The organism is Haloplanus sp. C73 (assembly GCF_051195115.1).
Classification (GTDB): Archaea; Halobacteriota; Halobacteria; order Halobacteriales; family Haloferacaceae; genus Haloplanus.
Window position 1 is genome coordinate 34286 of the sequence record NZ_JBNTJZ010000002.1, and the last position, 23783, is coordinate 58068.

A 23783-nucleotide genomic window follows, 5' to 3' on the forward strand; every position below is an offset into this window, starting at 1 on the left:
GCGCACATCCGAACCCCTTTGGGGACCCCAGACTTACCACGGCTTCAATGACGAAGCGACACGTCTCGCTCCCCGGAGCGGCCGACGCGGGGGTCGGCGAGTTCATCGACTACGTCGACGAACGGCTCTCCTCTGACGAGAGCACGTGCGAGGTAGTACAGGACGTGCTCATCGACCTGTTCGGGGACCGCGAGGCGTACGAGCGCTGGCAGGAGGGCGGCGACGTCTCGCCGGCAGAGCGGGTTCGGCTTCAGGGGTACGACCCCTGTAACGCGACCCTCGAAAGCGAGTACTACGCGGAGAAAGACGAGGACCGCTTCCAGCGCTCGAAACATCTCCAGTGGCTCTGGCGGCAGTTCGACGCCACGCCCATGGCCGACAACGTCGAGTTCGCGCTCCGGTTCCGGCGGATGCTCGCCGACCACCTCTTTGCCGAGTGTGGCGACGACTGTCGGTTCTTCAAGGGCATTTCCTTCACCTACGGGCACAATATCTCCGTCGGCGACAACGTCGTCATCCACGACGACGTCCACCTCGACGACCGAGGACAGTTGACCATCGGCGACCGCGTCTCCATCTCCGACGGCGTCCATCTCTACAGCCACGACCACGATATCGTCGACCAGACCGAGGTGAAAAACTACCACACGGTCGTCGAAGACGACGCTCGCGTCACCTACGACGCCATGGTCAGCGCCGGGTCGCGAGTTGGCAAGAACGCCGTCGTCGGTGCCCGCGCCGTCGTACAGGGCGACGTGCCGGCCCACCACATCGCCGTCGGGATGCCGGCAAAGAGCGTTCGCGTCAAACCCGGTTGGGAGAGCGTGGCCGAACCGCTCGATGCGGGTGGGCAGAGCAACAAGGAGAAGCGCCGCATCGACTACGACCTGCCCGACGACCTCAACGTCTTCGACGAGTTCCAGCGGTCGCTCACCCCCCCAGAGTAGGCTTTTCACGCTCCAGCCCCGATATCGGATATGGACAGACGACGCTATCTCGCCGCGCTCGGCGTCGCCGCGGTGGGTGGCTGTGCCGGCCAGTCGGGCGACGGCACTCCGACCGACGACGACTTGCCGGCCGTCGACCCGACCGTGGAAGTGCTCGCGACCGACCTCGAAATCCCGTGGGGAGTCGCCTACCGCGACGACACGCTCTATCTCACGGAGCGACCGGGGCGAATCGTCCGGGTCGTCGACGGCTCGGTCGAACCGGTCGTCGAGTCCGTCGCGGGCGTCCGCCACGCCGGCGAAGGCGGACTGTTGGGACTTGCCTTCCACCCCTCGGACCCCGTCGCCTACACCCACCAGACCTACGAGGCAGCGGACGGACTGGCGAACCGCCTCGTCCGACACGACCTGACCGCCGACTGGGAGCCGACGCCGCTTCTCACCGGGATTCCGGGCGCGCACATCCACGACGGCGGGCGGCTGTTGGTCCACGACGACGCCCTCTACATGACCTGTGGCGACGCCTCGGACGCCGACCGGGCGCAGGACCGCGACGTACTCGCGGGGTCGGTCCTCCGGGTGACTCTCGACGGCGACGCCCACCCCGACAACCCCTTCGACTCGCCCGTGTTCTCCTACGGCCATCGAAACCCGCAGGGACTCACCGTCCGCGACGGCGCCCTCTACAGCACGGAGCACGGCCCGCAGGTCGCCGACGAGATAAACGTCCTCCGAGCGGGGGAGAACTACGGCTGGCCCGAGGCGCGCGGCCCGAGTTCCGACGACCGATTCACCGACCCCGTCACCAGTTACTCGCCCACCATCGCCCCCGCGAGCGCAACGATGTACGACGGCCCAATCGAGGCGTGGCAGGGCGACCTCTTTTTCGGGACGCTCAAGGCCCAACATGTCCACCGAGTCACGTTCCAAGGTGATGGCCCCAGCATCGCCAGCGAGGAGCGTCTCGTCGAGGACGAGTTCGGCCGGATTCGGACGGTGTTCACCGGCCCCGAGGGCCACCTGCACGCCGTGACGAGCAACCGCGACGGACGGGGGTCGCCCGTCGACGCCGACGACCGCTTGATTCGGTTCGTTCCCTGATGGCCCGGTCTCTCGCCATCAACGTCGGCGCGAACACCACGCTCCCCGGCTTTCGCGGGCCGATATATCCTGACGGCCGGTTCGAGTACGTCCCCATCCCGGAGCGGGCACCCGTCGCCGAGCCAGTTCCGACCTACGCCGACCTCTCGCTCGATATCGACGTGAGCGAGGTGGCCGACCGGCCGGTACATCTCGACCCGGAGTTCGCGGGCGTCCACGGGTCGACGGCCTACACCTACGGCGACAACCACGGCGTGAAGGCCGGGCCGCTCTCGACGCTCGACCCCGGCGACTCACTCTTTTTCTACGCCACGCTCTCCGCTCGCGGTGACGCCGCCGCTGACTGGGGTGCCTATCTCATCGGCGAGTTTCGGGTCGACCGCGTCTGCACCGGCGAGGAATACCGTGAGGATGCCGCGGTCCGCGAGCGATTCGCGAGCAACGCCCACGCCAAGCGGGACCCGTTCGACGCCGAGGTGCTGGTGGCGGGCGGCCCGGACTCGCGGCTGTTCGACCGTGCCGTCCGCCTGAGCGCCGCCGAGGCCGGCGCGACGGCGGGACCGCTCGTCACCGACCTCTCCAGCGACTCGGGGAAGGGGCCGTGGTGGCGGCGCGTGCTCCGATACGACGCCGACGCGACGGCGCGACTGCGGACCGTCGTCGACCACCACCAGCCCTGACTATCGCTCGGCTCGCGCCCGCAATCGGTCGATTCGGTCGCCGAGCGCGACGTTCGTCGAGAGCGGATTCGGAACTCGCCGCCGCGTCGGCTCCATCCCGTGGCTCTCGGCGTAGCGTTCGAGAGCGTCGGCGACGGCGTCGGCACCCACGCGCTCGGCGGCGATGTCGTCCGCTCGGCGGACCTGACGGCGAGTGAGCCAGAATCCCCCGACAACGACAGCGAACGCGAGTCCGAGCAGTAGCCAGCGCCGGCGCACACCCGTCACCGCGGCGACGAGCGGTGCCGCGGCGAGGATGACCGTCCCCACCCGAGCGGCGAGCAGATGCGTCCGGACGCGCCCGGCCTGTATCGCGAGCAGAGCCGTCGCCGTCGCGTCGTCGAAGCCGTCGAGGAAGGTGGTGGTGACGAACAGCCGTCGGTAGCCCGGCGGGCCGCGAACGTGGGCGCTCGCCGTCTCCTCGGCGTCGGTGTCGAGAACCGCAACGTCGCGGACGTCGAGGCCCGCGCGTTCGCGGAGCGTGTCGAGACGCTCTCGGGTCGCCGCGTCCGGGTCGACCGTCGACCGGACGAGGGGAATGAGCCACGGCGCGCCCCCGACGACGACGAGCAAGAGGGCGGCGAAGACGCCGACGAGGCCGAGCGGCGAGACGCCACCGCTGAGCGGCGCGAGTATCACCGTCACCAGCGCGCTCATCCCGACGACGTATCGGGTCATCCGGACCAGTGCGGTAGACGTCGAGAGGTCGATGTCGCGAACGGCGCGGACGCCCCGAATCGTCGGCGCGTAGGCGGCGAGGCCGACGCCGCCCGCGGCGAGGACCGTCACGAAGTCGCCGACGTGCGTCGCGAACGGCGGGCCGACGCCGAGCGCAGACGCGACGGCCGGGCCGAGACCGAGGAGTGCGAGGATGCCGTAGGCGAGGAGGGTGTAGGGCGCGATGACGCCCGCGTACAGGAGGCGATACTTGGAGACGGGGTTCGACAGTCGCCGCGCGACGGCGCTTCCGAGGCCGCCGACGATACCGCCGCCGACGAGGAGGGCGGCGAACATGGCGAGTGGCGGCGCCAGCGACGGGGCTGTGGATTGGAGGGCGAACACGGGTCGTGGTCCGATAGCTCGACACAAAAATCGGGGGGCTGTGTTCGGGAGTCCCGCGAGGAACGAGTGGGACGTCGGACGGCAACCGACCACCGGGAGTGCGCTCTGGGAATTGAACCACGGTCGTTCCGCTCGCAGTCGCTCGCTCCACTCCCTGATTCAATTCCCTCCCGGCGATTTTCTCGCCCCGCTCGAAAATGCGCCGTCCGGGAGTCCCGCGAGGAACGAGTGGGACATCGGCCGGCAAACGACCGACGGGAGTGCGCCGTCCGGGAATTGAACCGAAATCAGACGTGCTCACTCACTTCGTTCGTTGCGCGCGACTGATAGGCTTCAATTCCCTCCCGGCGATTTTCTCGCTTCGCTCGAAAATGCGCCGTCCGGGAATTGAACCCGGGCTAGTGGCTTGGGAAGCCACTGTCCTACCACTGGACCAACGGCGCTCGCGGACCGGAATTCCGCCGCGACCTACTTGAACGTAGCGTTCTCGCCGAACGAATTATACCCGTTCCGGCCGTATTTCGGGTCGATATGACCGAGACACAGTCCTTCGCGGTGTATCTGACCGACGAAGCGGACCCCGGTATCGACGACGACCCGATTCGGGCCGACGCCGTCGATTTCTACGATTCGGGCGTCTGGGTGTCTCACGGCGGCGAACGCGACTTCTTCCCGTATCGCCGCATCGTCCGGATTCGCGAACAGCCCGCCGCGCAGCCGACGGGCGAGCGACGCGACGCGTCGAGCGGGTCGGCGGGCGCCGTCGACGACACCGAACTCGACGTGGAGTGAACTGGCGGTCCGGTCGTTTTCGGCACTCCGACACGGACACACGTCCAGCGGAGCTGAGAAACGCGAGGGTATTTCAAACTGGCGGGCGTATCACTCACCGATGAGCAACGATTCCGTCATCGTGGAAGCGTCGGCGCCGCTCGACCTCCGTCTGTCGGACCCGGAACTGGAGGGCGCGCGTGAGCACATCACGACGTTCATCCAAGACGTCGTCGACGACGCCGGTGCCGAGGGGGCAGTGCTCGGCCTCTCGGGTGGTATCGACAGCACGCTGACGGCCTATCTCGCCGTCGACGCCCTCGGCGCCGACAACGTCCACGGACTCGTGATGCCGAGCGACGTGAACACCGCGGACAATATGAGCGACGCCGAACGCGTCGCCGACGACTTGGGTATCGAGTACGACGTGGTCGACATCGGCCCCATCTACGACGCGTTCGTCGAGGCGTTCCCCGGCGAGTCGACGGAGACGGAAGTCGAGACGGACCCGCTTCGGACCGCCGCTGGCAACGTCCGCGTGCGGATTCGGGCCGTCCTCAACTACTTCGTCGCCAACGCGGAGGGCCGTGTCGTCCTCGGCACGGGTAACCGGAGCGAGACGCTCACCGGCTACTTCACGAAGTACGGCGACGGCGCCGTCGACTGCCACCCCATCGGCAACCTCTACAAACAGCAGGTGCGCCAGTTGGCCGATTACCTCGGCGTCGACGACGATTTGGTGACGAAAACCCCTTCCGCCGAGATGTGGACCGGCCAGACCGACGAGGGCGAGATGGGGCTGGGCTACGACACGCTGGACGCCATCCTCGCGCTCCACGTCGACGGCCCGCTCTCGAAGTCGGCGACGGTGCGCCACCTCGACGTGACTGCTGAACAGGTCGACCGCGTCGTCGAACTGTACGAGCAGAGCGTTCACAAGCGCTCTATGCCGCCCGCGCCCGACCCGCTCCACCTGTAGCGGTCGCCCGCGGGCCGTCGTTTCCAAAGGTCTTTGCCCTTCCCGTCGCTACCGTACGGCAATGGACGACGCCGTACGGGCCCGGCGTGCCGCCGTCGATGCGCTCGCCGACATCGAACCCGAACGGCTCCGCGAGGTGCTTCGCGACCGACTCGCGGACGCCTCGATGACGCCGAGCGTCCTCACGCTTCTGAGCGCTCGCACTCTCGACTCCGCCGTCGAGACTGCGCCTCTCGCCGAGCGCGCCGCCGGCGTCCAACTCATCTACGAAGGCCTGCGTCTCACTCGCGTCCTCGCACACGACGAACCGTGGACCGACGGCGACAGCGACGCCGAACGGGCCGACCTCGACATTCTCGCCGCCGACGTCCTCGTTTCTCGTGGTTTCTACCTCCTCGCGCGCACCGAGACGGCCGAGCGGGCCGTCGAGGTGGTGCGGGCGTTCGGCCGGGACCAGACCCGCCGCCGAGCGGACGACGCCGACACGGCGACACTCGACCGCAACCTCGAAGCCGACGTGTTCGCCCTCGCCGCCGCCGCGGGGACGACGGCCGTGGGCGTCGCGCCGAGCGAGGACCTCCTCGAATACGCCGCTGGCCTCGCTCGCGAGTTCGAGGGCGAGTTGCCGCCGCCCGAGGCGGCCCTCCCCGAGACGGTGTCGGAGCGCATCCTCGCGTTCGCCGACGGCGACGCCGCGCCCTCCGCCGCCGACCCGTAAATCGAAACGAATAAAGACGTCTCCAGCCAAGCGAAAGACGCGCCTGGGTAGCTTAGCGGTAAAGCGCGTCCTTGGTAAGGACGAGACCCCGGATTCAAATTCCGGCCTAGGCTCTTTTCCCAACTCACTCCCTGAGCGAACGCTTGGCTGAACAGTCTCACTTTACGAGCGTGTGTTGAGCATCCGCTCCGACGGCTTCGATACCGACGAAACGACTATCGGTAAGACCAGCGTATTACGCACATATGTCCGAAGCGACCACAAACAGCGATGGCGGGGACGACATCACCACGGTCAACTTCAAACTCACCGAGTCGTTCCTCGAACAGATAGACGATACGTGGCAGGGACGCGGGTTCAACAGTCGGAGTGAGTTCATTCGGTACACACTCCGAGATGCCGTCGAATTCCCGACGTTCGACCGCGACGAACTCGTTGCTCTGCTCGATGCCGAGGAAGACGTTCGTGAGGAGCGGACGACGAGCGCCGAGGAGGCCCGTGAGCGGTTCGGTACGGATGAGTGACGGGTGGTCGTGGGAACTCTCTTCGACTGCCGAGGACGACTTCGACAGACTGTCGCCCGCCGAACAGGACCGAATACTCGATAAATTAGACGAGATAGTCTCCTCGCCGTGGCACGACCCGCCCGACTACGGTGAACCGCTCCAGAACAGCCCGTATCGGAAGATTCGCGTCGGGGAGTTCCGGCTCTCCGTGAGCTTCCGGCAAAACGACGAGCGACTGCTCGTCGCGCGTATCAAGCGCCGTGGCGGCGCGTACACCGCTGGCGACGACTGAGCGACGAGCTATGGCTCTGTTGCACTCCTGCGCTTCAGACTACTCGTAAAAGCGCGGCTTTGCCCCCCGGCTCGGTACCCGGCCCGTGAGCGTGTGAACGGAGCCCCGGCTACGCATCGCCGAAGGCGGCGCCGTGGGGGAACGGCGCCGAGCACCGAGGTGCCAGTGGGGTGTGCCGGGCGCGCGGGTGGGGAGGATGGGAACTGAAGCCGGTGTGCGCGCCCGGTCGAACACTTACAATCCCCCGACTTAAACATGCGTCAGACAAGGGTCTGCCGTCGCACGGTTACGGGAATCGGGAAGGCTCTTTGTCGCCCCGAACGGAGGGCGTGTGTGACTTGGGCCGACCTCTTCGCGCGCGCCGAGCGCTACGACTGTAGCGAGGCGGACGTGACCGACGCACTTTGCCGCCACCGGACGGACGATGCCGACTGAGCCGTCGCCGGCGCGGGTGACCGCCGACGCCGACGTCCTCGCGGCCGACCTTCTCGTCGGCGGGCCGTCCCGCGCGGCGCTTGACCACGTCCGCGAGCACTCGTGGCTGACGCTCGTCGCCAGCGACCCGTTGCTCGACGACGCCGCTGCGATAATCCGCGACATCGCCGACGACGAACTGGCACAGGACTGGCGCGACCGAATCGAGCGCGAGTGCGAACTCGTCGACCACCCGCCGGAGGACCACCCGGCGCTCGCGTCGGCCTACCGCGGCGGCGCGATGCACCTCCTGACGCTCGACGAGTCGCTCACGTCGGCGTCGACGGGTGCCGCGCTCCGGGGACGAGTCGAGACCAGTCCCCGACACCCGGACGCGTTCGACACCCTGTTCGACGCGGAGAGCCTGTATCGGGAGGTCGTTGGCGGGGAGTACCCGGGACCGGATAGCGACCCACGCGAGTGAGCGGGTGGGGGTTACAGTCCGCCCAGCCGTCCGCCGAACCGCCAGTACGTCACCGCCGGCGACAGACACAGCAACGCCCCGAGCGCCGCCGTCGTAGCGACCGTCTGCCAGTCGTGGGCGACGTCGAGCGCTCGATACCGCCACAGTTGCGACGCGACGAAGGCTCCACCGACGAGAAGGCCGCCGACGACGGCGCCCGACGGTATCGGGAACGCGCCCGGCAGCGGCAGTCCGGCCACCTCCGCACCGACGAGGACGCTCCCGACACAGGCGGACGCGAGTCCGTAGCCGAAGCCGGCACCTGCGTGGCGGACTGCCGCGGTCGTAGACGGACCGCCGTCGGCGACAGTCGGTGAAGCGTAGCCGGCGTACCCCAGTCGTAACAGCGCCAGCGTTCCGACGGCGACGACGGCGGCGTACGGCGCGCCGTATCCCACGGCGAGCAGGACGAGTGCCGCGGTGATGATGTACGCCTCGCCGAGAGCGAGCGGTCCGGCGGCGAGCGGTGGGACGAGGAGTAACACGCCTGCGGTGAGACCGATTACGAGGGCTGGGGTCGCGTACGGCGCGAGACGCTCCGTGGGGGCCATGGTATATCTTGTCGAACCCTCGGCAAGTGCTTTCGGCCGCTCAGCGCGTCGCGTACCACTCCGCGAACTTTTCGAGCGCCCGGCCGCGGTGGGAGACGGCGTTTTTCTCGGCGGCGCTCATCTCCGCGAACGTCGTCCCCTCGTGGTCGAAGATGGGGTCGTAGCCGAAGCCGCCGTCGCCCCGCGGCTCCACGATACGGCCCCGGACGACGCCCCGAAAGAGTTTGACGGGGAGGGCGTCGTCGGTTGACTCCTCGTCCATCGCGGCCGCCGCGGCGCGGTCCTCGCGGTCGACGGGGTCGGGGCTGGCGTCGAAGGCGTCGCCGTCGCAGTACGCGAGGACACAGCGGAAGCCGGCGCGGGCGGGGTCGGCGGCGTCGCGCGCGAGTTCGCCGACCCGTTCCATCCCCAGCGTTCCCTCGGCATACGCAGAGTAGGGGCCGGGGAAGCCGTCGAGGGCGTCGACGAACAGGCCGGCGTCGTCGACGAGGACGGGTTCCTCGGCGTGGCGATACGCCTCGCGCGCCCCGCGGGCGGCGATGGGTTCGAGTTCGGGGGCCTGAATCTCGGTGTAGTCGAAATCGAGTTGCTCGACGCCGTCGTCGAGATAGTCGCGGGCCTCGCGGACCTTTCCCGCGTTGGTCGTGACGTACCGGAGCATAGCGGGCGTGGGGCGGGTCGGGGCAAAGAGGCGTCGGTCCGGGGGCGGTCGCCCCCGTGACTCGCTTCTCGTCGGCAAACAGCAAGTTTATCACCGGCAGGGAGCGAAAATCCTCCAAGATTACTCTCAATGGCGACGGAAACACACCAACAACCGGAGGTGAACATCGGTCTCGTTGGCCACGTCGATCACGGAAAGACGACGCTGGTACAGGCCCTCAGTGGGTCGTGGACGGACCAACACTCCGAGGAGATGAAACGCGGCATCTCCATCCGACTCGGGTACGCGGACGCGACGTTCCGCAAGTGTCCCGGCGTCGACGAGCCCGAGGCCTTCACCGTCGACGAGACGTGCCCCGACGGCTCGGAGAGTGAGGCGCTACGGACGGTGTCGTTCGTCGACGCGCCCGGTCACGAGACGCTGATGGCGACGATGCTCTCGGGCGCGTCGCTCATGGACGGGGCGGTGTTGGTCGTGAGCGCGACCGACCCGGTGCCGCAGGCCCAGACCGAGGAGCACCTGATGGCACTCGACATCGTCGGCGTCGAGAACATCGTCATCGCCCAGAACAAAATCGACCTCGTGGACCGCGAGCAGGCGATACAGAACTACGAGGAAATCGAGGAGTTCGTCGAGGGCACCGTCGCCGAGGACGCCCCCATCGTCCCGGTCAGCGCACAGCAGGAAGTGAACATGGACCTCCTCATCGGCGCCATCGAGGAGGAAATCCCGACGCCGGACCGCGACGAGACGAAGGCGGCACGGATGTTCGCCGCCCGGAGTTTCGACATCAACCGGCCGGGGACGACGTGGGAGGACCTCAGCGGCGGTGTCGTCGGCGGCAGTCTGGTCGACGGCACGCTCGAAGTCGGGGACGAACTCGAACTCCGCCCCGGCCGCGAAATAGACGAGGAGGGCCAGACCGAGTGGCGCCCGATTACGACCGAGGTTCGGTCGTTGCAGGCGGGCGGAAACACGGTCGACGTGGCTCGTCCCGGCGGTCTGCTCGGCGTCGGCACCGGTCTCGACCCCGCGCTCACCAAGGGTGACGCGCTGGCGGGACAGGTCGCGGGCGAACCCGGCACGCTCCCGCCGACCTACGAGTCCTTCGAGATGGACGTGGAACTGCTCGACCGCGTCGTCGGCGAGGACGAGGAGGAAATCGAGGACATCTCGACCGGCGAGCCGCTGATGCTCACCGTCGGCACCGCGACGACGGTCGGCGCCGTGACCAGCGCCCGGTCCGGCGAGTGTGAGGTATCGCTGAAGCGCCCGGTCTGTGCAGAGCCGGGAGCGCAAATCGCCATCAACCGCCGCGTCGGCGCGCGCTGGCGACTCATCGGTATTGGCACCCTCAAGTGACACGTGATTCGCCATCCGTCGCCATGGACACCAGCGCACTCATGATGCCGGTCGAGTGCGACGTCCGCGTGTTCGACGAACTCGACCGACTGCTCGGTCTGGACGACGTCGACCTCGTGACGCCATCCGCAGTGATTGCGGAACTGGACCGGCTGGCGACGGGCGCTGGCGAGGATGCAACCGCGGCCAGTGTCGGTCGGGACTTGGCCGAGCGGTGTCGCGTGGTGGAGACGGAAGCATCGTACGCCGACGACGCGCTGGTCGAACTCGCGGAAGCGGGCGACTGTGCGTACGTCGTGACGAACGACGGCCCCCTGCGTGACCGGGTGCTCGAACGCGGTGTTCGGGTAATCGGTTTAAGGGGTCGGAACAAACTGAACATAACACAACCTTAGCATGTACAAACGGGTACGACTCAAGGACACGGTCGAGGTGCCGCCGCGGCACCTCGCCGACGTGACGCCCGAGCGGGTAAAGCGCCTGCTCCAGGACAAGCTCGAAGGACGAATGGACGAGGAGGTGGGCAGTATCGTGAGCGTCAGCGAAGTTCACGACATCGGCGACGGCGCCGTGTTGCCCAACCGCCCCGGCGTCTACTACGAGGCCGAGTTCGACGCCATCACCTTCGACCCACAGATGCAGGAGGTCGTCGACGGAACGGTCGTCGAAGTCGTAGAGTTCGGGGCGTTTATCGGGATTGGCCCGGTCGACGGCCTGCTCCACGTCTCACAGATCTCCGACGAATACCTCGCCTACGACGGCGAGAACCAGCAACTCGCCTCGACGGAGACGAACCGGACCCTCGGTGTCGGCGACGAAATCCGGGTCCGTATCGTCACCAAGAGCGTCGACGAGCGCAACCCCCGCGACAGCAAGATTGGGCTGACGGCCAAACAGCCCGGCCTCGGCAAACACGGGTGGCTCGAAGCGGAGCGCCAAGAGCGCGAGGCACAGATGGAGGGTAACTGATGGCCGAGGACCGCCTCGCCTGCCGTGAGTGTCACTTCATCAACGACCCCGACACGCAGACGTGTGCGAGCTGCGGGTCGTCGAGCCTCACGGAGGACTGGGCGGGCTATGTCATCATCACCCACCCCGAACAGTCGGAGGTCGCCGACGAGATGAACGTCTCGGAGCCCGGCGGCTACGCGCTCAAGGTCCGCTAACCGTGCTCGAACTCCCCGACGACCTCCGGGGGGCGTTCAAAGAGCCGTTCGGGCCGGTCTTCACCGACGCCGAGCGACTGCTCGACGACGCTTCCCGCCCACTCGTCGCCGTCGGCGACGTCGTCACCGCGCATCTCTACGCCGCCGACTTCGCCCCCGACGTGGCGCTCATCGACGGCCACACCGAGCGCGAGCGAATCGACGACGATGTCGCGCGACACCTCCCCGACCCCGACATCGAGGTGGCGAACCCGCCCGCGACGCTCTCGCGAGAGCTTCTCGACGCGCTGTGTGACGCGCTGGACCGCGACGCGCCGACCGTCATCGGCGTCGACGGCGAGGAGGACTTGGCGGCGCTGCCGGCCATCCTCGCGACACCACGTGGCGGCTCTGTCGTCTACGGCCAGCCCGGCGAGGGGATGGTCCTCGTCTCCGTCACCGAGTCGTCACAGGAGCGCGCCCGCGACCTTCTCGAACGGATGACCGGCGACACTGACGCCGCACTCGCCCGTCTCGACGCCCGCTAGCCGGCTGTCGCACGCTTCGTAATCCTTTTGTCCAGTTCGGGACCACGTATGAGTAACTGAACGATGGATATCGACATCATCGAGGAAGACGAGAACCCCATGTTGCACCGGACGGACGTTAGATTCCAGATTACGCACGACGAGGCGACCCCTTCGCGGCTCTCTGTTCGTGACAGTCTCGCGGCCAAACTTAACAAGGACTCCGCCGAAGTCGTCGTCCACGAACTCGACACGAAGTTCGGGATGCGGAAGACGATTGGCTACGCCAAGGTGTACGAGAGTCCCGACCACGCCCGCGACGTCGAGCAGGAACACATGCTCGAACGGAACAAAATCAGCGCCGACGGCGAGGAGGCCGACGAGGCCGACGCCGAAGCCGAAGAAGCCTAGACGTGACGCCGCTCGCTGACCGCACGGCGTCGTGTGGTCAGTCCGCGACCGCCCTTTTTCAGCGACCGCTATGACCGTCCGCGTACTCGGTATCGAAGGCACCGCGTGGGCGGCCAGCGCCGCAGTCTTCGAGTACGACCCCGACAATCCGGCACCGCTCGATTCCAATCCCCCATTCATCGAAACTGATGCCTACCAGCCCGAGAGCGGTGGGATTCACCCGCGCGAGGCCGCCGAACACATGGGTGAGGCCATCCCCGAAGTCGTCGAGTCGGCGCTCGCGGCCGCCGACGGCCCCATCGACGCCGTCGCGTTCTCCCGCGGGCCGGGGCTCGGCCCGTGTCTGCGCATCGTCGGCACCGCCGCGCGCTCGCTCGCGGGCACGCTCGACGTGCCGCTCGTCGGCGTCAACCACATGGTCGCCCATCTCGAAATCGGGCGCCACGGCTCCGGGTTCGACGCCCCGGTCTGTCTGAACGCGAGCGGCGCCAACGCCCACTTGCTCGGCTTCCACGACGGCCGGTATCGCGTCCTCGGCGAGACGATGGACACGGGCGTCGGCAATGCCATCGACAAATTCACCCGTCACGTCGGCTGGTCCCACCCCGGCGGGCCGAAGGTCGAGGAGGCGGCGACCGAGGGCGAGTACGTCGACCTGCCCTACGTCGTCAAGGGGATGGACTTCTCCTTCTCCGGCCTGATGAGCGCCGCGAAAGACGCCTACGACGAGGGGACGCCCGTCGAGGACGTCTGTTTCTCGCTTCAGGAGACGATTTTCGCCATGCTGGCCGAGGTGTCCGAGCGCGCCCTCTCGCTGACGGGCGCGGACGAACTCGTCCTCGGTGGCGGCGTGGGGCAGAACGCCCGTCTGCGAGAGATGCTCGCGACGATGTGTGCCGAGCGCGGCGCGGAGTTCTACGCGCCCGACGCCCGCTACCTCCGCGATAACGCGGGGATGATAGCCGTCCTCGGCGCGAAGATGTTCGTCGCCGGCGAGCGACTGTCAATCGAGGAGTCGGCTATCGACCCCAACTTCCGCCCCGACCAAGTAGACGTGACGTGGCGGGCGGGCGAGTCCTCCGTCTCCTTCAGCCCCGACGACGGCGCCGAGCAACGGGGCGCGGAGGCCGTCGTCACCGTCGAACAGGTTGCGGGCGCGACTGACCGCATCGTGAAGCGCCGCCTCCCGAAAGAGTACCGCCACCCGGACTTAGACGCGCGCCTGCGTCGGGAGCGAACCGTCGCGGAGGCACGACTCACGAGCGAGGCGCGGCGCCACGGCGTGCCGACGCCCGTGGTCCGCGACATCGACGTGCCGGCGGCGACGCTCACCTTCGACTCGGTCGGCGACTGTGACCTCGGCGCGGCGCTCACGACGGAGACGGCGCGGACGGTCGGGAAACACCTCGCGACGCTCCATTCGGCGGGCATCGTCCACGGCGACCCGACGGTTCGGAACGTCCGTGTCGGCGACCGCTGTTATCTCATCGACTTCGGCCTCGGCTACCACAGCGGGCACGTCGAGGACCACGCCATGGACTGTCACGTCTTCGGCGGGAGCGTCCGCGGCACGGTGGCGGCGGCGGACGCCGACACCCTCCTCGACGCCTTCGAGGCGGGCTACGCGGCCGTCGGTGACGACGCCGTGTTGACGCGGCTGCGAGAAGTCGAGGGGCGCGGCCGCTACACCTAAACCGGCCGCGTCTCGTCGGCAAAGAGGGTCGTCCACGCTGACCAGTAGCGTCGCCACGCCTCCGCACACTGTCGAACCGGCGTGTCTCGGGCGCTGGGGCGTCGCTCGTCGACGACGGTCCGACACTCGGGACAGCGGATGCGCCGCTGACTGCCGAGGGTGCGGACCTTCCAGTCGCCGTCGACGGGGCTGGCGTGACCGCAGTCCTGACAGAACAGGGTTGCCTTGCGGTCGCGGGCGTCGACGGACGACGACTCGGCTGGGGGACTCATCACCACACCGTTGGCTCCCGAGCGGCATAATATTGGTGCTGACGGTCTGAAGCGGTCGATAATGAATGATTCGGGGCGGTTAGGAACACGGTCTTCGGTCGGTCGTCGCGGCGGGTGTCGTCTGTCTCCGAGCCGAAACGATTTATTCCGGGGGACCGTACGGGCTGGCATGGTCGATAAGCCGCAGTCCGGTTCGATTTTCGGCATCCCCTACAACTTCGAACGCCCGAGTCTGGGTCGCCTCCTCTCCTCGCACTGGCAGCCCGGTGACGGCATGGTCGTCGAGAAGCCCTTCGGCATCGGCTACACGCTGAACATGGCGAACTGGCGGTCGTGGGTCGTCGTCCTCGTCGCCGCGGCTCTGCTCTGGCAGGAGCGTGGCGGCGACGAGGGTGGCGACGCCGAAGCCGACGACGAGCCGGTGGAAGTCATCGTCGACGACTAGTGTCGGAGTACGCCTTCGAACTCGCGCTCTGTGCGTCGCTTGAACGAACTCGCGAGTGGATTCTCGGCCGGCAACTCGGGGCGTCGGTGGCCGACCCCGGCGCTCGCGTCGTCGACGTCTGTGCGGTCGTTCCCGGCCCCGAATTCGACCGCCGAGCCGCCATCACTGACGCCACCATCCCGCCCCGCGCCGTCGAGAGCGACGTCGGCCCCGGCCGGGCGGTCGACCCCGCCGAGGCCTTCGACTGCGCGCCCGAAATCGCCGCCCGCGCCACCGACCGCGCGGTCGACGTCGGCTTCTTCGAGACAGAGCGCCGCGGGAGTCGGCGTCACGTCCGCGCGACGACGCGCTACCCCGACTGGATTGGGGGGCTGATAGGCATCGAGAACAAGCCGGACCTTGGTCGCCCCGGTGACCTACAGCGACAGTTGCGCCGCGACGTCTCGCTCGGCCTCTTCGACACCGTCGTCCTCGCCACCGAGAGCTACGTGACCGGCGCGCATCTCAACCGCATCCCCGAGGCGGTCGGCGTCTGGCGATTCGACCCCGACGACGGCGACCTGACCGTCGTCCGTGACCCGACGCCTATCGACGTCGATGCGCCGGGCGTCGAACCCGTCGCCGAGCGACCGCTCCGGACGGACGTGGCCATCGTCTCGGCGGCGGCGAAAGCCCGCAAGCGCCGCGCTATCGCCGAGCGCGCCTACGGCAAGGGGTGGCGCCCCGACGAGTTTCCGGCGTGTGCGTCGATGTCGCCGACCGAGGACGGCCGACCCTACTGCGACGCCCTCGACTGCGTGGTCGACCCCGGAAGCGACTGCGGCGCGGCCTGTCCCCACTTCGAGGCCGCCGACGCCCCGAGCGTCGACACCGCGGCCTTGCGCGACGCGCGGACGCCGTGGGTCGCCGACCCGGAGGGCGTGGCGCGGCGACAGGCGGGACTCGACCGCTTCACCTGAGTCGGGCGAGCGCGGTCACGAGGGCGACGAGCGCACCGAGTGCGACGCCGGCGACGGCGGCCCGGACCGGTTCCGGCGTTCCGAACGCGAGCACCGAGACGGCAAGCCACACCAGCGCGCCCGCGAGGCCGCTGGCGGCGCCGCGGCCGAGCGTCGTGACGACGGTCATGTGTCTCCCTCCGCCGCCGAGGGGTAAAGGTCGTACTGCTCGCCGTCGACGGCGAGTGGCTCCGCGAACGCCTCCTCGGCGGGGTAGTAGTGTGCGAGGTGAACGAGCCGGGTTCGGTCGGCGTCGAGTTCCGCGGCCAAGTCGAGCGCCCCCTCGCGAGTCATGTGTTTCGTGCCGAAGGTTCGCGGGACGCCCTCGTCGTCGTGATGGTTGCCGCCGAGCGGGTGGTGTTCGGCGGCCGACGCGGGGACGATAGCCTCCGCCAGCAGGAGGTCGGGATTCGCGAGCGCCGCGCGCGACTGCTCGGGGATGTCGTAACTGGTGTCGCCCGTGAGCGAGCATTTCGCCCCCGTCTCCGGGTCGGTGACGACGACGCCGTAACACAGGAGCGGGGGATGGTCGACGGGGACGAACGTCACGTCGAGCCCGCAGGTTCGGAACGTCTCGTGGGGGGTCTGGTCGTGGACCGTCACCCGGTCGAGGTAGTCGAACTTCCGCCGAACCGTCCCGGCGACGCTCTCGTCGGTCACGGGGTCGACGACGTCGGTGGCGTGGACCGGCAGGTCGTCGAAGATGCGGTAGGCGTTGCCGAGGCCGTCGAGGTGGTCGAAGTGGATGTGGGTCACGAGAACGGCGTCGGGCAGCGGCACGTCCTGCGTGAGAAACTGGTGTCTGAAGTCGGGGCTGCAGTCGATGAGGAGGGACTCGCCGGTCCGCTCGTTCTCGATGTGGACGGAGAACCGGGAGCGCTCGACGTCGAGTTCGCGAGCGCGCTCGCAGGTGGCACAGTCACAGCCGACCGTCGGTGTCCCCGTCGTATCGCCCGTTCCGAGTAGCGTCACCCGCATTCGGGCGTGGCTTGCCGCCCGGCGCTCTTAGTGGTCGCGGTTCGGCGCTTCAGTCGTCGGCGGTGGGCGCCGCGCCCGCGAGCGCGGCCGGCTCCTCGCTGGCCTCCGTCGTCGGTGCCTCGCCCTCGCCGCCCACCCCGCGCGCGGAGTTGGCTACCACCAGCAGACTGCTCGCCGCCATCGCCACCGCCGCGACCAGCGGGTTGAGGACGCCGATGGCGGCCGCGGGCACCGCGAGCGCGTTGTAGCAGAAGGCCCAGCCCAGATTCTCGCGGATGCGCCGTTTCGTCGCCCGCGTCAGGTCGAACACTCGCGGCACGGTCGTCAGGTCGTCCGTCGTCACGACGGCGTCGGCGGCGTCGGCGGCGAGGCGCGTCCCGCTCTCCAGCGAGATGCCGAGGTCGGCGGCCGCGAGCGCCGGCGCGTCGTTGCTCCCGTCGCCGACCATCACCGTCGTCCCGTCCTCGCGAAGTCGCTCGACGATTTCGGCTTTCGCCTCGGGCGGGACGCCGGTGAACACGTCGTCGACGTCGGGATGGGCGCGAAAGCGGTCCGCCACGCCCCCGTCGTCGGCCCGCGGCGCTCGGCTCGGCGAGCGCTCGTCGCCGCCGTCGCCCGTGATGACGACCACGCGACGCACCTCCTCGGCCACCGCGGCGACGACGCGCTCCCACTCGGGCCGGGGCTGGTCGCCCGCGACGAGGACGCCCCGAACGGCCCCGTCCCACCCGACGTAGGCGGGGACGTGACCGGCCTCGACCGCTCGCTCGTAGCGCTCGCGGTAGGCGTCGGGTACGGTGCAGTCCTCGAACAGGTCGGCGCGGCCGACGGTGACGCGCACGCCGTCCACCCGCCCGCTCACGCCGCGGCCGGGGTGGCGCTCGAACGCCTCGACGGGTCGGTCGGGAGCGTCGACCCCCTCGACGACCGCCCGACTCATCGGGTGGCTGGCGAAGGCCTCGACGGCGGCGGCGCGGGCGAGGGCGTCGTCCGACCCCACGGCGTCGTGCAGGCGCATCTCGCCCGTCGTCAGCGTCCCCGTCTTGTCGAAGGCGATTACCTCCGCCTCCGTCGCGCGCTCGAAGACGTCGCCGTCGGTGACGACGATGCCCGCATCGAGCGCGTCGCGGACGCCCGCCGCGACGGCGAGTGGCGTCGCCAGCCCCAGCGCGCAGGGACAGGAGACGACGAGGACGGCCAACCCGGTCAACACGGCGTCGCTCGGCGCCGAACCGAGCGCGAGATGGACGACGAACGCGCCGAGCGCGAGCAGGAGGACGACGGGCACGAACACGGCGGCGAGACGGTCGGCGAGACGCTGGACCCCCGGCCGCGAACTCCGGACGCGCCAGAGATGTGTGACGAGGCGGTCGAGCGTGCTCGTCGCCTCGTCGCCGGCTTCGACGACGAGGCCGCCGGACGTGACGCGCCCCCCGCCGATGATTTCGTCACCCGGTTCGTGGTCGACGGGGACGGACTCGCCGGTCACGAGCGATTCGTCGACGGCGGCGGTGCCCTCGATAACCGTCCCGTCGACTGGAACGCGCTCGTCGGCGCCGACGAGTAGTTCGTCGCCCGCCTGTACGTCGTCGATATCGACCGTCTCCTCGCCGTCGTCGGTGCGGCGCCGCGCCGTCGCCACTCGGTTCTCGGTGAGTTCCGTCAACTGCCCCGCCGCCCGGTCTTTCAGGCGCGTCTCGTAGTAGCCGCCGAGAGTCACTACCAGCACGACCACCGTCGTGATGTCGAAATACACCTCCGTTCCGCCGAGGAGGAGCGTCGCCGTGCTGTAGACGTAGGCGGTGCCCGCCGCCAGCGCGACCAGCAGGTCCATGTTCGGCTGGCTCGCCCGAAGGCTGACGTAGGCCCCCCGGAGGATGGGGTAGCCGGTGTAGCCGAGGACGACGCTCGTCATCACCCACACGTTCCAGAGGAGATACTGGCCGGCCACGCCCGTCACGTCCAGAAGCAGGGCGTCGGGCGCGACGCCGAGATACGTCGGATAGAGAAAGAGGACGTACCACGCCATCGTCATCATGCCGAAGAAGCCGCCGATGACGAGACGGCCAATCGTCTCGGTCGTGTCGTCCTCGCCCTCTGCGTCGACGGGGCGGGCGCGGTAGCCGGCGCCGTCGAGCAGTGGCGGTAAGTCCTCCTCGTCAAACCGCTCGGGGTCGTAGACGAGTCGGACGAGGTTCGAGGGGTAGGACGCCTCGGCGGCCACGACCCCCTCGTGCTCGGTCGCTCGGGCTTCGAGAAACGCCTCGCAGGTGGCACAGTGCATCCCGTCGACGGCGACGAAGGCGGCGTCGGTGTGGTCGGGGGCCGAATCCTCGCCGTCGTCGCCGAGCGCCGAGCGCACGTCCTCCGGGCCGTCGATATCGCTCGCGTTGTCGTCGAGGGTTCGCGCCACCTCCAGACAGCCCCGACAGCAGAAGGTGCCGTCGACGTCGTCGTCGCTCACGGGCGGGTCGGGCGTCGGCAGGTCACAGAGCGTACAGGGCATTACAGGGGCTGGTAGACGGGAATCGGCGGGTGGGGAAGCGGGACGCCGAACAGCGCCAGCCCGTGTGCCAGCGGCAGGTAGCCGAGGACGACGAAGCAGGCGCCGAGCGCCCGGTGCAGGCCCACGCGCGCACCCGTATCGAACGATTGGAAGACGGTGCCGTAAGCGAGGAGGGTCGGAACCGTACCCAGACCGAGGACGGCCAGCGAGAGCGCACCCCGGAGCGGCGACCCCGACGCGAGCGCGTAGAGGAAGGCGGGGTAGAGCAACGGACAGGGCAAGAGACCGTGGAGCGCGCCGAGCGCGACGATTCGCGGCCCGCCGACCCACGCGTCGACCCGGTCGGCGACGGCGCCGTACACCCGAGCGAAGGCGCTTCCGACGACTGGGAGCGACCCGCCTCGGACCGACCCGCGGACGAGATACCCCGCGCCCGTGAGGACGATGAACCCGCCGACGACGACGCCGGTCACGGCGCGGACGTCGGTCGCCACGGCGGCGACGGCGGCGGCGTCGAAAAGCGCCGCCCCGAGCGCACCCATCACGCCGCCGATGAGGGTGTAACTCGCCGTCCGGCCGCCGTTGAACAGGAGATGCTGGCGGACGTCACGCCAGTCGAGACGAGGCCTGCCGGACCGGTCGAGTCGGTCGGCGTACAGCGTCACGAGCGGGCCGCACATCCCGAGGCAGTGTGCGCCGCCGAGGACGCCGATGGCGAGGAAGACGAGGAGTCCGGCGTCGGCGGGAGCCGTGACTGCGCCGGCGAGTGACGACATCCTACGCGGAGGTGGCTTTGGTCGTCGCCTCGCTCGGCATGAACATCGCCATCACGCTCGCGGTGATGAGCGCGACGTTGACGAGCGCCACCACGACGACTAGCTCCGTCGAGAACGCGTACACTGCGACCGGAAGCAACGCCAGCAGCGCGACGAGTGGAACTCGGTTGACCGAAACCATACTCCTATCGTCTACACGCCGGCCTCATAACTGCTCCCGCCGTTCCAGCGATTCGAAAATCGCCGACTCGTATTATAAGGGACACGTTTCGAGGTGGGACTATGGTGATAGCTACCGGCAACGACCGACCGATTGCGACGCGGCGACCGGACCGCGTCGGGGGGGCGTGGCGATGACCGGGGTCGACGACCGGCGAGTCACGCGCCGCACGGCGCTCCGAACCGCCGCGGGCACCGTCGCCGCGGGCGTGGCTGGCGTCGGTACCGCGGCCGCGCAGGGCGGCGTCGACTACGGCGGCTGGTTCGGCGGAAGCACCGGCGGCGAGACGGCCAGTTTCGACGGAACCGTCGACCGGACCGGCGAGGACGCCATCACCGTCGAAGTCGGGGCGGAGGGCAACGGCGGACCCTACGCCTTCACCCCGACTGCCGTCCGCGTCGACCCCGGGACGACGATAACCTTCGAGTGGGTGTCGGACACGCACAACATCCTCATCGAATCTCAGCCGTCGGGGGCGAACTGGAGCGGCGTTCAGAACATCAAGAACACCGGCTTCTCCCACGAACACACCTTCGAAACCGAGGGCGTCTACAAGTACTACTGCCAGCCGCATCTCGCGCTCGGCATGAAAGGCGCCGTCGTCGTCGGCGGGAGCGGCGGGAGCGGCGGAGGCGGCTCCGAGTCCAGCGGTGGCGAAGCCGCTGGCGAGGGCGGCGGCAGTTCGCCCGCACTCGCCTTCGCGTTCCGCCTGCTCGGCGGCACCGTCGCCGCGGCGCTCGCCGTCGTCCTCGGTGTCACCGCGTGGGTGTTTCTCAACTACGACGAGGTCACCACGGGCGGCGGCGAGACAGAGTCGATGGCCGCTCGGACGCCGACGCAGTCGGTGTTCGAATCCGGTGTCGTCCGCGACATCGGCCACGACGAGTACGACCCGTACGGGACGGCGACGCTCATCGCCATCTACGTCGGCATCATCAGCCTGCTCTGGGTGTTCATGTACTTCGTCGAGTTCCTCGGCGGCGGACCGACGATAATCGGCTAACAGGAGGGACAACATATGGAAATTCACCGCTACGAGAAAATCTGGACGGTCGCCGCGCTGCTCATCATCGTCGGGTTCATCGCGACGGTGACCTACGGCACGGTCGGCGCGGGCGTGAAGATGGTCGACGACTCCGGCGGCACCGTCGACCCCGGGTCGCTCGACGACACCGAGTTCTCCGACCCCGGCGTGACACAGGTCGGCGAAGACGAGTACGAAGTCCACGTCGTCGCCCGGCAGTTCCTCTTCCAGCCCGGAACCAGCGAGCCGATTCGCGTGCCGGCGAACTCCGAAGTGACCTTCTACATCACCAGCGCGGACGTGGTCCACGGCTTCGAACTCGTCGGCACCAACGTCAACACGATGGTGATACCCGGACAGGTCGCGGAAGTGACCGTCCGCTTCGACGAGCCGGGCGAGTACGGTATCGTCTGTCACGAGTACTGCGGCGGCGGCCATCACACGATGGCCGGCCAACTCGTCGTCGTTCCCGAAGACGAGTACAATCCGGAGGATAGCTAAATGGCATACGTCGACGACTTCCCGACCGACGCACGCATCGTTCGCTGGAACATGGGCGTGGCCTTCATCGCCCTCGGCATCGGCGGCCTGTTCGGCATGGTGCAGGCGCTTCACCGAACGGGCTACTTCCGCGGCTTCGTCAGTTCCACCGACTACTACACGGTGCTGACGGGACACGGCGTCCTCCTCGCACTCGTGTTCACGACCTTCGCCCTCTGTGGCCTGTTCACGTGGGGCGTGACTCGGAGCCTCGACCGACCGCTCCCGTCACCGCGGTTCACGATGGCGTGGTTCGCGCTGATGCTGTTCGGCGCCGTCGTCACCGCCGTCACCATCCTCGGGGGACTGGTGCCGTCGATTCCGATGAGCGCGGACGTCCTCTACACGTTCTACGCGCCGATGAAGGCGCACCCCGCGTTCTACGCCGGCCTCGTGTTCTTCATCGTGGGGTCGTGGCTCGCGGGCGTCGACTGGTTCCGCGCCTACTGGCAGTGGCGCGGTGACAACCCCGACGAGCGCATCCCGCTTCAGACGTTCATGGTCCTGACGACCATGCTCATGTGGTACATCTCGTCGGCGGGCGTCGCCGTCGAGGTGCTCTTTTTCCTCCTGCCGTGGTCGCTCGGCCTCATCGAACAGGTCGACCCGCTGCTCACCCGGACGCTGTTCTGGTACTTCGGCCACCCGGTCGTCTACTTCTGGCTCATGCCGGCCTACTTCATCTGGTACACCGTGTTGCCGAAACTCTCCGGCGGTCGGCTGTTCAGCGACCCGCTCGCGCGCGTGGTGTTCGTCCTCTTCCTCCTGCTCTCGACGCCGGTGGGCTTCCATCACCAGTACGTCGACCCCGGCATCCCCGAGGGCTTCAAGTTCATCGCGATGACGAACACCATGTTCCTCCTCCTGCCCAGCCTGCTCACCGCCTTCACCGTCGTCGCGAGCATGGAACACGGCGGGCGACAGCGGGGCGGCGAGGGCCGACTCGGCTGGCTCCGAAAACTCCCGTGGGACGAACCCGCCTTCGCCGGCTGTGCGCTCGCCGGCCTCATGTTCGCCGCCGGCGGCTTCTCCGGCATGATTAACGCGGGCATGAACATCAACTACCTCATCCACAACACGCTGTGGGTGCCGGGCCACTTCCACCTCACCGTCGGCACCGCGTCGGCGCTGACGTTCATGGCCGCGGGCTACTGGCTGTTCCCCCAGATTACCGGCAAACGCCTTCGATTCAAGTCGCTTGCGACGGTCCAGCCCTACGTCTGGTTCGTCGGCATGACGCTCATGTCGAACGCCATGCACCGCGCTGGGCTCGCGAGCGTCCCGCGCCGAACCGCCGAACCGCAGTACGATGCCGTCTCGTTCGAGGGCGTCATCGGTGGCGTAAGCGAGATGCGACTCCAGATTGCCATCGGCGGGACGCTCCTGTTCGTAGCGCTCGTCCTCTTCCTCGTCGTCATCTTCGGGACGTGGCTCGGGAGCAAGAGCGCCGACCCAATCCGGGTCGACAGCGCCATCCCCGCACCGCTCTCCGGGCCGGAACACAGCCCGAAGATTCTCGACAACCTGAAGCTCTGGACGGCCGTCGCCATCCTGCTCATCGCACTCGCGTACGGCCTCCCCCTGTGGGCGCTGGCCAGCGACGGCCTGCTGTCGCCGGGGACGCCGCCGCTCCCCGTCTAAC

30 protein-coding genes and 2 tRNA genes are annotated in these 23783 nt (G+C 68.4%); 22 read left to right on the forward strand and 10 right to left on the reverse strand.

Annotation, left to right across the window (positions count from 1 at the left end; all coding sequences use genetic code 11):
* The first annotated feature begins 47 nt into the window (after positions 1-47).
* The 3 genes from ACQUSQ_RS04415 to ACQUSQ_RS04425 are packed head-to-tail and all read left to right on the forward strand — an operon-like array spanning position 48 to position 2728.
* Positions 48-947 (forward strand): acyltransferase, encoded by a 900-nt coding sequence (locus tag ACQUSQ_RS04415; protein ID WP_435067308.1) that lies wholly within the window; start codon positions 48-50, stop codon positions 945-947.
* Positions 948-977: 30 nt separating this feature from the next.
* Positions 978-2048 (forward strand): PQQ-dependent sugar dehydrogenase, encoded by a 1071-nt coding sequence (locus ACQUSQ_RS04420; protein WP_435067309.1) that lies wholly within the window; start codon positions 978-980, stop codon positions 2046-2048.
* Positions 2048-2728, forward strand: coding sequence for a hypothetical protein (locus ACQUSQ_RS04425; protein ID WP_435067310.1), 681 nt, complete (start codon positions 2048-2050; stop codon positions 2726-2728). Before ACQUSQ_RS04420 ends, ACQUSQ_RS04425 begins: the two co-directional genes overlap by 1 nt.
* On the opposite strand, the gene ACQUSQ_RS04430 is transcribed toward ACQUSQ_RS04425, so the two are convergent.
* On the reverse strand, positions 2729-3829 hold the full coding sequence (locus ACQUSQ_RS04430) for a peptidase (RefSeq protein WP_435067311.1): 1101 nt from the start codon (positions 3827-3829) through the stop codon (positions 2729-2731). It lies immediately after the preceding gene.
* 372 nt (positions 3830-4201) lie between these two features.
* Positions 4202-4272, reverse strand: a tRNA-Gly gene (locus ACQUSQ_RS04435).
* Between the two features lie 88 nt (positions 4273-4360).
* Here ACQUSQ_RS04435 and ACQUSQ_RS04440 point away from each other — a divergent pair.
* The 7 genes from ACQUSQ_RS04440 to ACQUSQ_RS04470 all read left to right on the forward strand — a co-directional run bounded on the left by ACQUSQ_RS04440 (position 4361) and on the right by ACQUSQ_RS04470 (position 7993).
* Positions 4361-4621, forward strand: coding sequence for a hypothetical protein (locus ACQUSQ_RS04440; RefSeq protein WP_435067312.1), 261 nt, complete (start codon positions 4361-4363; stop codon positions 4619-4621).
* 100 nt (positions 4622-4721) lie between these two features.
* A complete protein-coding gene (locus ACQUSQ_RS04445; protein ID WP_435067313.1) occupies positions 4722-5579 on the forward strand; it encodes an NAD+ synthase in 858 nt (285 codons plus the stop codon).
* Positions 5580-5640: 61 nt separating this feature from the next.
* Positions 5641-6297: a DUF7114 family protein gene (locus ACQUSQ_RS04450; RefSeq protein WP_435067314.1), complete on the forward strand. Its 657-nt coding sequence runs from the start codon at positions 5641-5643 to the stop codon at positions 6295-6297.
* A 41-nt stretch (positions 6298-6338) separates the two neighbouring features.
* A tRNA-Thr gene (locus ACQUSQ_RS04455) sits at positions 6339-6410 on the forward strand.
* Between the two features lie 132 nt (positions 6411-6542).
* Positions 6543-6821, forward strand: coding sequence for a ribbon-helix-helix domain-containing protein (locus tag ACQUSQ_RS04460; RefSeq protein ID WP_435067315.1), 279 nt, complete (start codon positions 6543-6545; stop codon positions 6819-6821).
* A complete protein-coding gene (locus tag ACQUSQ_RS04465; protein WP_435067316.1) occupies positions 6814-7095 on the forward strand; it encodes a type II toxin-antitoxin system RelE family toxin in 282 nt (93 codons plus the stop codon). The genes ACQUSQ_RS04460 and ACQUSQ_RS04465 overlap by 8 nt, the downstream gene beginning before the upstream one ends.
* A 424-nt stretch (positions 7096-7519) precedes the next feature.
* Complete coding sequence (locus ACQUSQ_RS04470; protein WP_435067317.1) at positions 7520-7993, forward strand: DUF7384 family protein; 474 nt, start codon at positions 7520-7522, stop codon at positions 7991-7993.
* A gap of 11 nt (positions 7994-8004) precedes the next feature.
* On the opposite strand, the gene ACQUSQ_RS04475 is transcribed toward ACQUSQ_RS04470, so the two are convergent.
* Positions 8005-8583 (reverse strand): hypothetical protein, encoded by a 579-nt coding sequence (locus ACQUSQ_RS04475; RefSeq protein WP_435067318.1) that lies wholly within the window; start codon positions 8581-8583, stop codon positions 8005-8007.
* 40 nt (positions 8584-8623) lie between these two features.
* Positions 8624-9244: a non-canonical purine NTP pyrophosphatase gene (locus ACQUSQ_RS04480; RefSeq protein ID WP_435067319.1), complete on the reverse strand. Its 621-nt coding sequence runs from the start codon at positions 9242-9244 to the stop codon at positions 8624-8626.
* Positions 9245-9373: 129 nt separating this feature from the next.
* Between ACQUSQ_RS04480 and ACQUSQ_RS04485 the strand changes: the two genes are divergently transcribed.
* The 7 genes from ACQUSQ_RS04485 (at position 9374) to ACQUSQ_RS04515 (ending at position 14382) form a co-directional block, all read left to right on the forward strand.
* Entirely contained in the window at positions 9374-10606 is a 1233-nt protein-coding gene (locus ACQUSQ_RS04485; RefSeq protein ID WP_435067320.1) for a translation initiation factor IF-2 subunit gamma, read from the forward strand.
* A gap of 23 nt (positions 10607-10629) precedes the next feature.
* Positions 10630-11001 (forward strand): DUF188 domain-containing protein, encoded by a 372-nt coding sequence (locus ACQUSQ_RS04490; RefSeq protein WP_435067321.1) that lies wholly within the window; start codon positions 10630-10632, stop codon positions 10999-11001.
* A 1-nt stretch (position 11002) separates the two neighbouring features.
* Positions 11003-11575: a DNA-directed RNA polymerase gene (locus ACQUSQ_RS04495; RefSeq protein ID WP_435067322.1), complete on the forward strand. Its 573-nt coding sequence runs from the start codon at positions 11003-11005 to the stop codon at positions 11573-11575.
* Positions 11575-11772: a transcription elongation factor subunit Spt4 gene (spt4, locus tag ACQUSQ_RS04500; protein ID WP_435067323.1), complete on the forward strand. Its 198-nt coding sequence runs from the start codon at positions 11575-11577 to the stop codon at positions 11770-11772. The genes ACQUSQ_RS04495 and spt4 overlap by 1 nt, the downstream gene beginning before the upstream one ends.
* Positions 11773-11774: 2 nt before the next feature.
* Positions 11775-12299 (forward strand): GTP-dependent dephospho-CoA kinase family protein, encoded by a 525-nt coding sequence (locus tag ACQUSQ_RS04505; RefSeq protein ID WP_435067324.1) that lies wholly within the window; start codon positions 11775-11777, stop codon positions 12297-12299.
* A gap of 63 nt (positions 12300-12362) precedes the next feature.
* Positions 12363-12689, forward strand: a complete 327-nt coding sequence (locus tag ACQUSQ_RS04510) for a 30S ribosomal protein S24e (RefSeq protein WP_435067325.1) — start codon at positions 12363-12365, stop codon at positions 12687-12689.
* Between the two features lie 70 nt (positions 12690-12759).
* The gene (locus ACQUSQ_RS04515) at positions 12760-14382 is read left to right on the forward strand and encodes a bifunctional N(6)-L-threonylcarbamoyladenine synthase/serine/threonine protein kinase (protein ID WP_435067326.1); all 1623 of its coding nucleotides are present in this window, start codon (positions 12760-12762) and stop codon (positions 14380-14382) included.
* On the opposite strand, the gene ACQUSQ_RS04520 is transcribed toward ACQUSQ_RS04515, so the two are convergent.
* Positions 14379-14654, reverse strand: coding sequence for a hypothetical protein (locus ACQUSQ_RS04520; protein ID WP_435067327.1), 276 nt, complete (start codon positions 14652-14654; stop codon positions 14379-14381). The genes ACQUSQ_RS04515 and ACQUSQ_RS04520 overlap by 4 nt on opposite strands.
* Before the next feature lie 169 nt (positions 14655-14823).
* Here ACQUSQ_RS04520 and ACQUSQ_RS04525 point away from each other — a divergent pair, with 169 nt between their 5' ends.
* Both ACQUSQ_RS04525 and ACQUSQ_RS04530 read left to right on the forward strand, forming a co-directional pair.
* On the forward strand, positions 14824-15099 hold the full coding sequence (locus ACQUSQ_RS04525; protein WP_435067328.1) for a DUF5808 domain-containing protein: 276 nt from the start codon (positions 14824-14826) through the stop codon (positions 15097-15099).
* On the forward strand, positions 15099-16058 hold the full coding sequence (locus tag ACQUSQ_RS04530; RefSeq protein ID WP_435067329.1) for a DUF5787 family protein: 960 nt from the start codon (positions 15099-15101) through the stop codon (positions 16056-16058). The genes ACQUSQ_RS04525 and ACQUSQ_RS04530 overlap by 1 nt, the downstream gene beginning before the upstream one ends.
* Here ACQUSQ_RS04530 and ACQUSQ_RS04535 read toward each other — a convergent pair.
* The 5 genes from ACQUSQ_RS04535 to ACQUSQ_RS04555 are packed head-to-tail and all read right to left on the reverse strand — an operon-like array spanning position 16051 to position 20538.
* Positions 16051-16227: a hypothetical protein gene (locus ACQUSQ_RS04535; RefSeq protein ID WP_435067330.1), complete on the reverse strand. Its 177-nt coding sequence runs from the start codon at positions 16225-16227 to the stop codon at positions 16051-16053. The two genes, ACQUSQ_RS04530 and ACQUSQ_RS04535, sit on opposite strands and share 8 nt — an antisense overlap.
* Positions 16224-17075: an MBL fold metallo-hydrolase gene (locus tag ACQUSQ_RS04540; protein WP_435067331.1), complete on the reverse strand. Its 852-nt coding sequence runs from the start codon at positions 17073-17075 to the stop codon at positions 16224-16226. Before ACQUSQ_RS04540 ends, ACQUSQ_RS04535 begins: the two co-directional genes overlap by 4 nt.
* Positions 17076-17124: 49 nt before the next feature.
* Positions 17125-19581 (reverse strand): heavy metal translocating P-type ATPase, encoded by a 2457-nt coding sequence (locus tag ACQUSQ_RS04545; protein ID WP_435067332.1) that lies wholly within the window; start codon positions 19579-19581, stop codon positions 17125-17127.
* Positions 19581-20357 carry a sulfite exporter TauE/SafE family protein gene (locus ACQUSQ_RS04550; RefSeq protein ID WP_435067333.1) on the reverse strand — a complete coding sequence of 259 codons (777 nt, stop codon included), beginning with the start codon at positions 20355-20357 and terminating at the stop codon, positions 19581-19583. Before ACQUSQ_RS04550 ends, ACQUSQ_RS04545 begins: the two co-directional genes overlap by 1 nt.
* 1 nt (position 20358) lies before the next feature.
* A complete protein-coding gene (locus ACQUSQ_RS04555; RefSeq protein ID WP_435067334.1) occupies positions 20359-20538 on the reverse strand; it encodes a hypothetical protein in 180 nt (59 codons plus the stop codon).
* Between the two features lie 172 nt (positions 20539-20710).
* Here ACQUSQ_RS04555 and ACQUSQ_RS04560 point away from each other — a divergent pair, with 172 nt between their 5' ends.
* Genes ACQUSQ_RS04560 through ACQUSQ_RS04570 form a run of 3 tightly spaced genes read left to right on the forward strand, consistent with a single transcriptional unit; the run spans position 20711 to position 23782 of the window.
* Entirely contained in the window at positions 20711-21580 is an 870-nt protein-coding gene (locus ACQUSQ_RS04560; protein ID WP_435067335.1) for a halocyanin domain-containing protein, read from the forward strand.
* 15 nt (positions 21581-21595) lie between these two features.
* On the forward strand, positions 21596-22102 hold the full coding sequence (locus tag ACQUSQ_RS04565; RefSeq protein ID WP_435067336.1) for a cytochrome c oxidase subunit II: 507 nt from the start codon (positions 21596-21598) through the stop codon (positions 22100-22102).
* Complete coding sequence (locus ACQUSQ_RS04570; RefSeq protein WP_435067337.1) at positions 22103-23782, forward strand: b(o/a)3-type cytochrome-c oxidase subunit 1; 1680 nt, start codon at positions 22103-22105, stop codon at positions 23780-23782.
* The last annotated feature ends 1 nt before the right edge of the window (position 23783 follow it).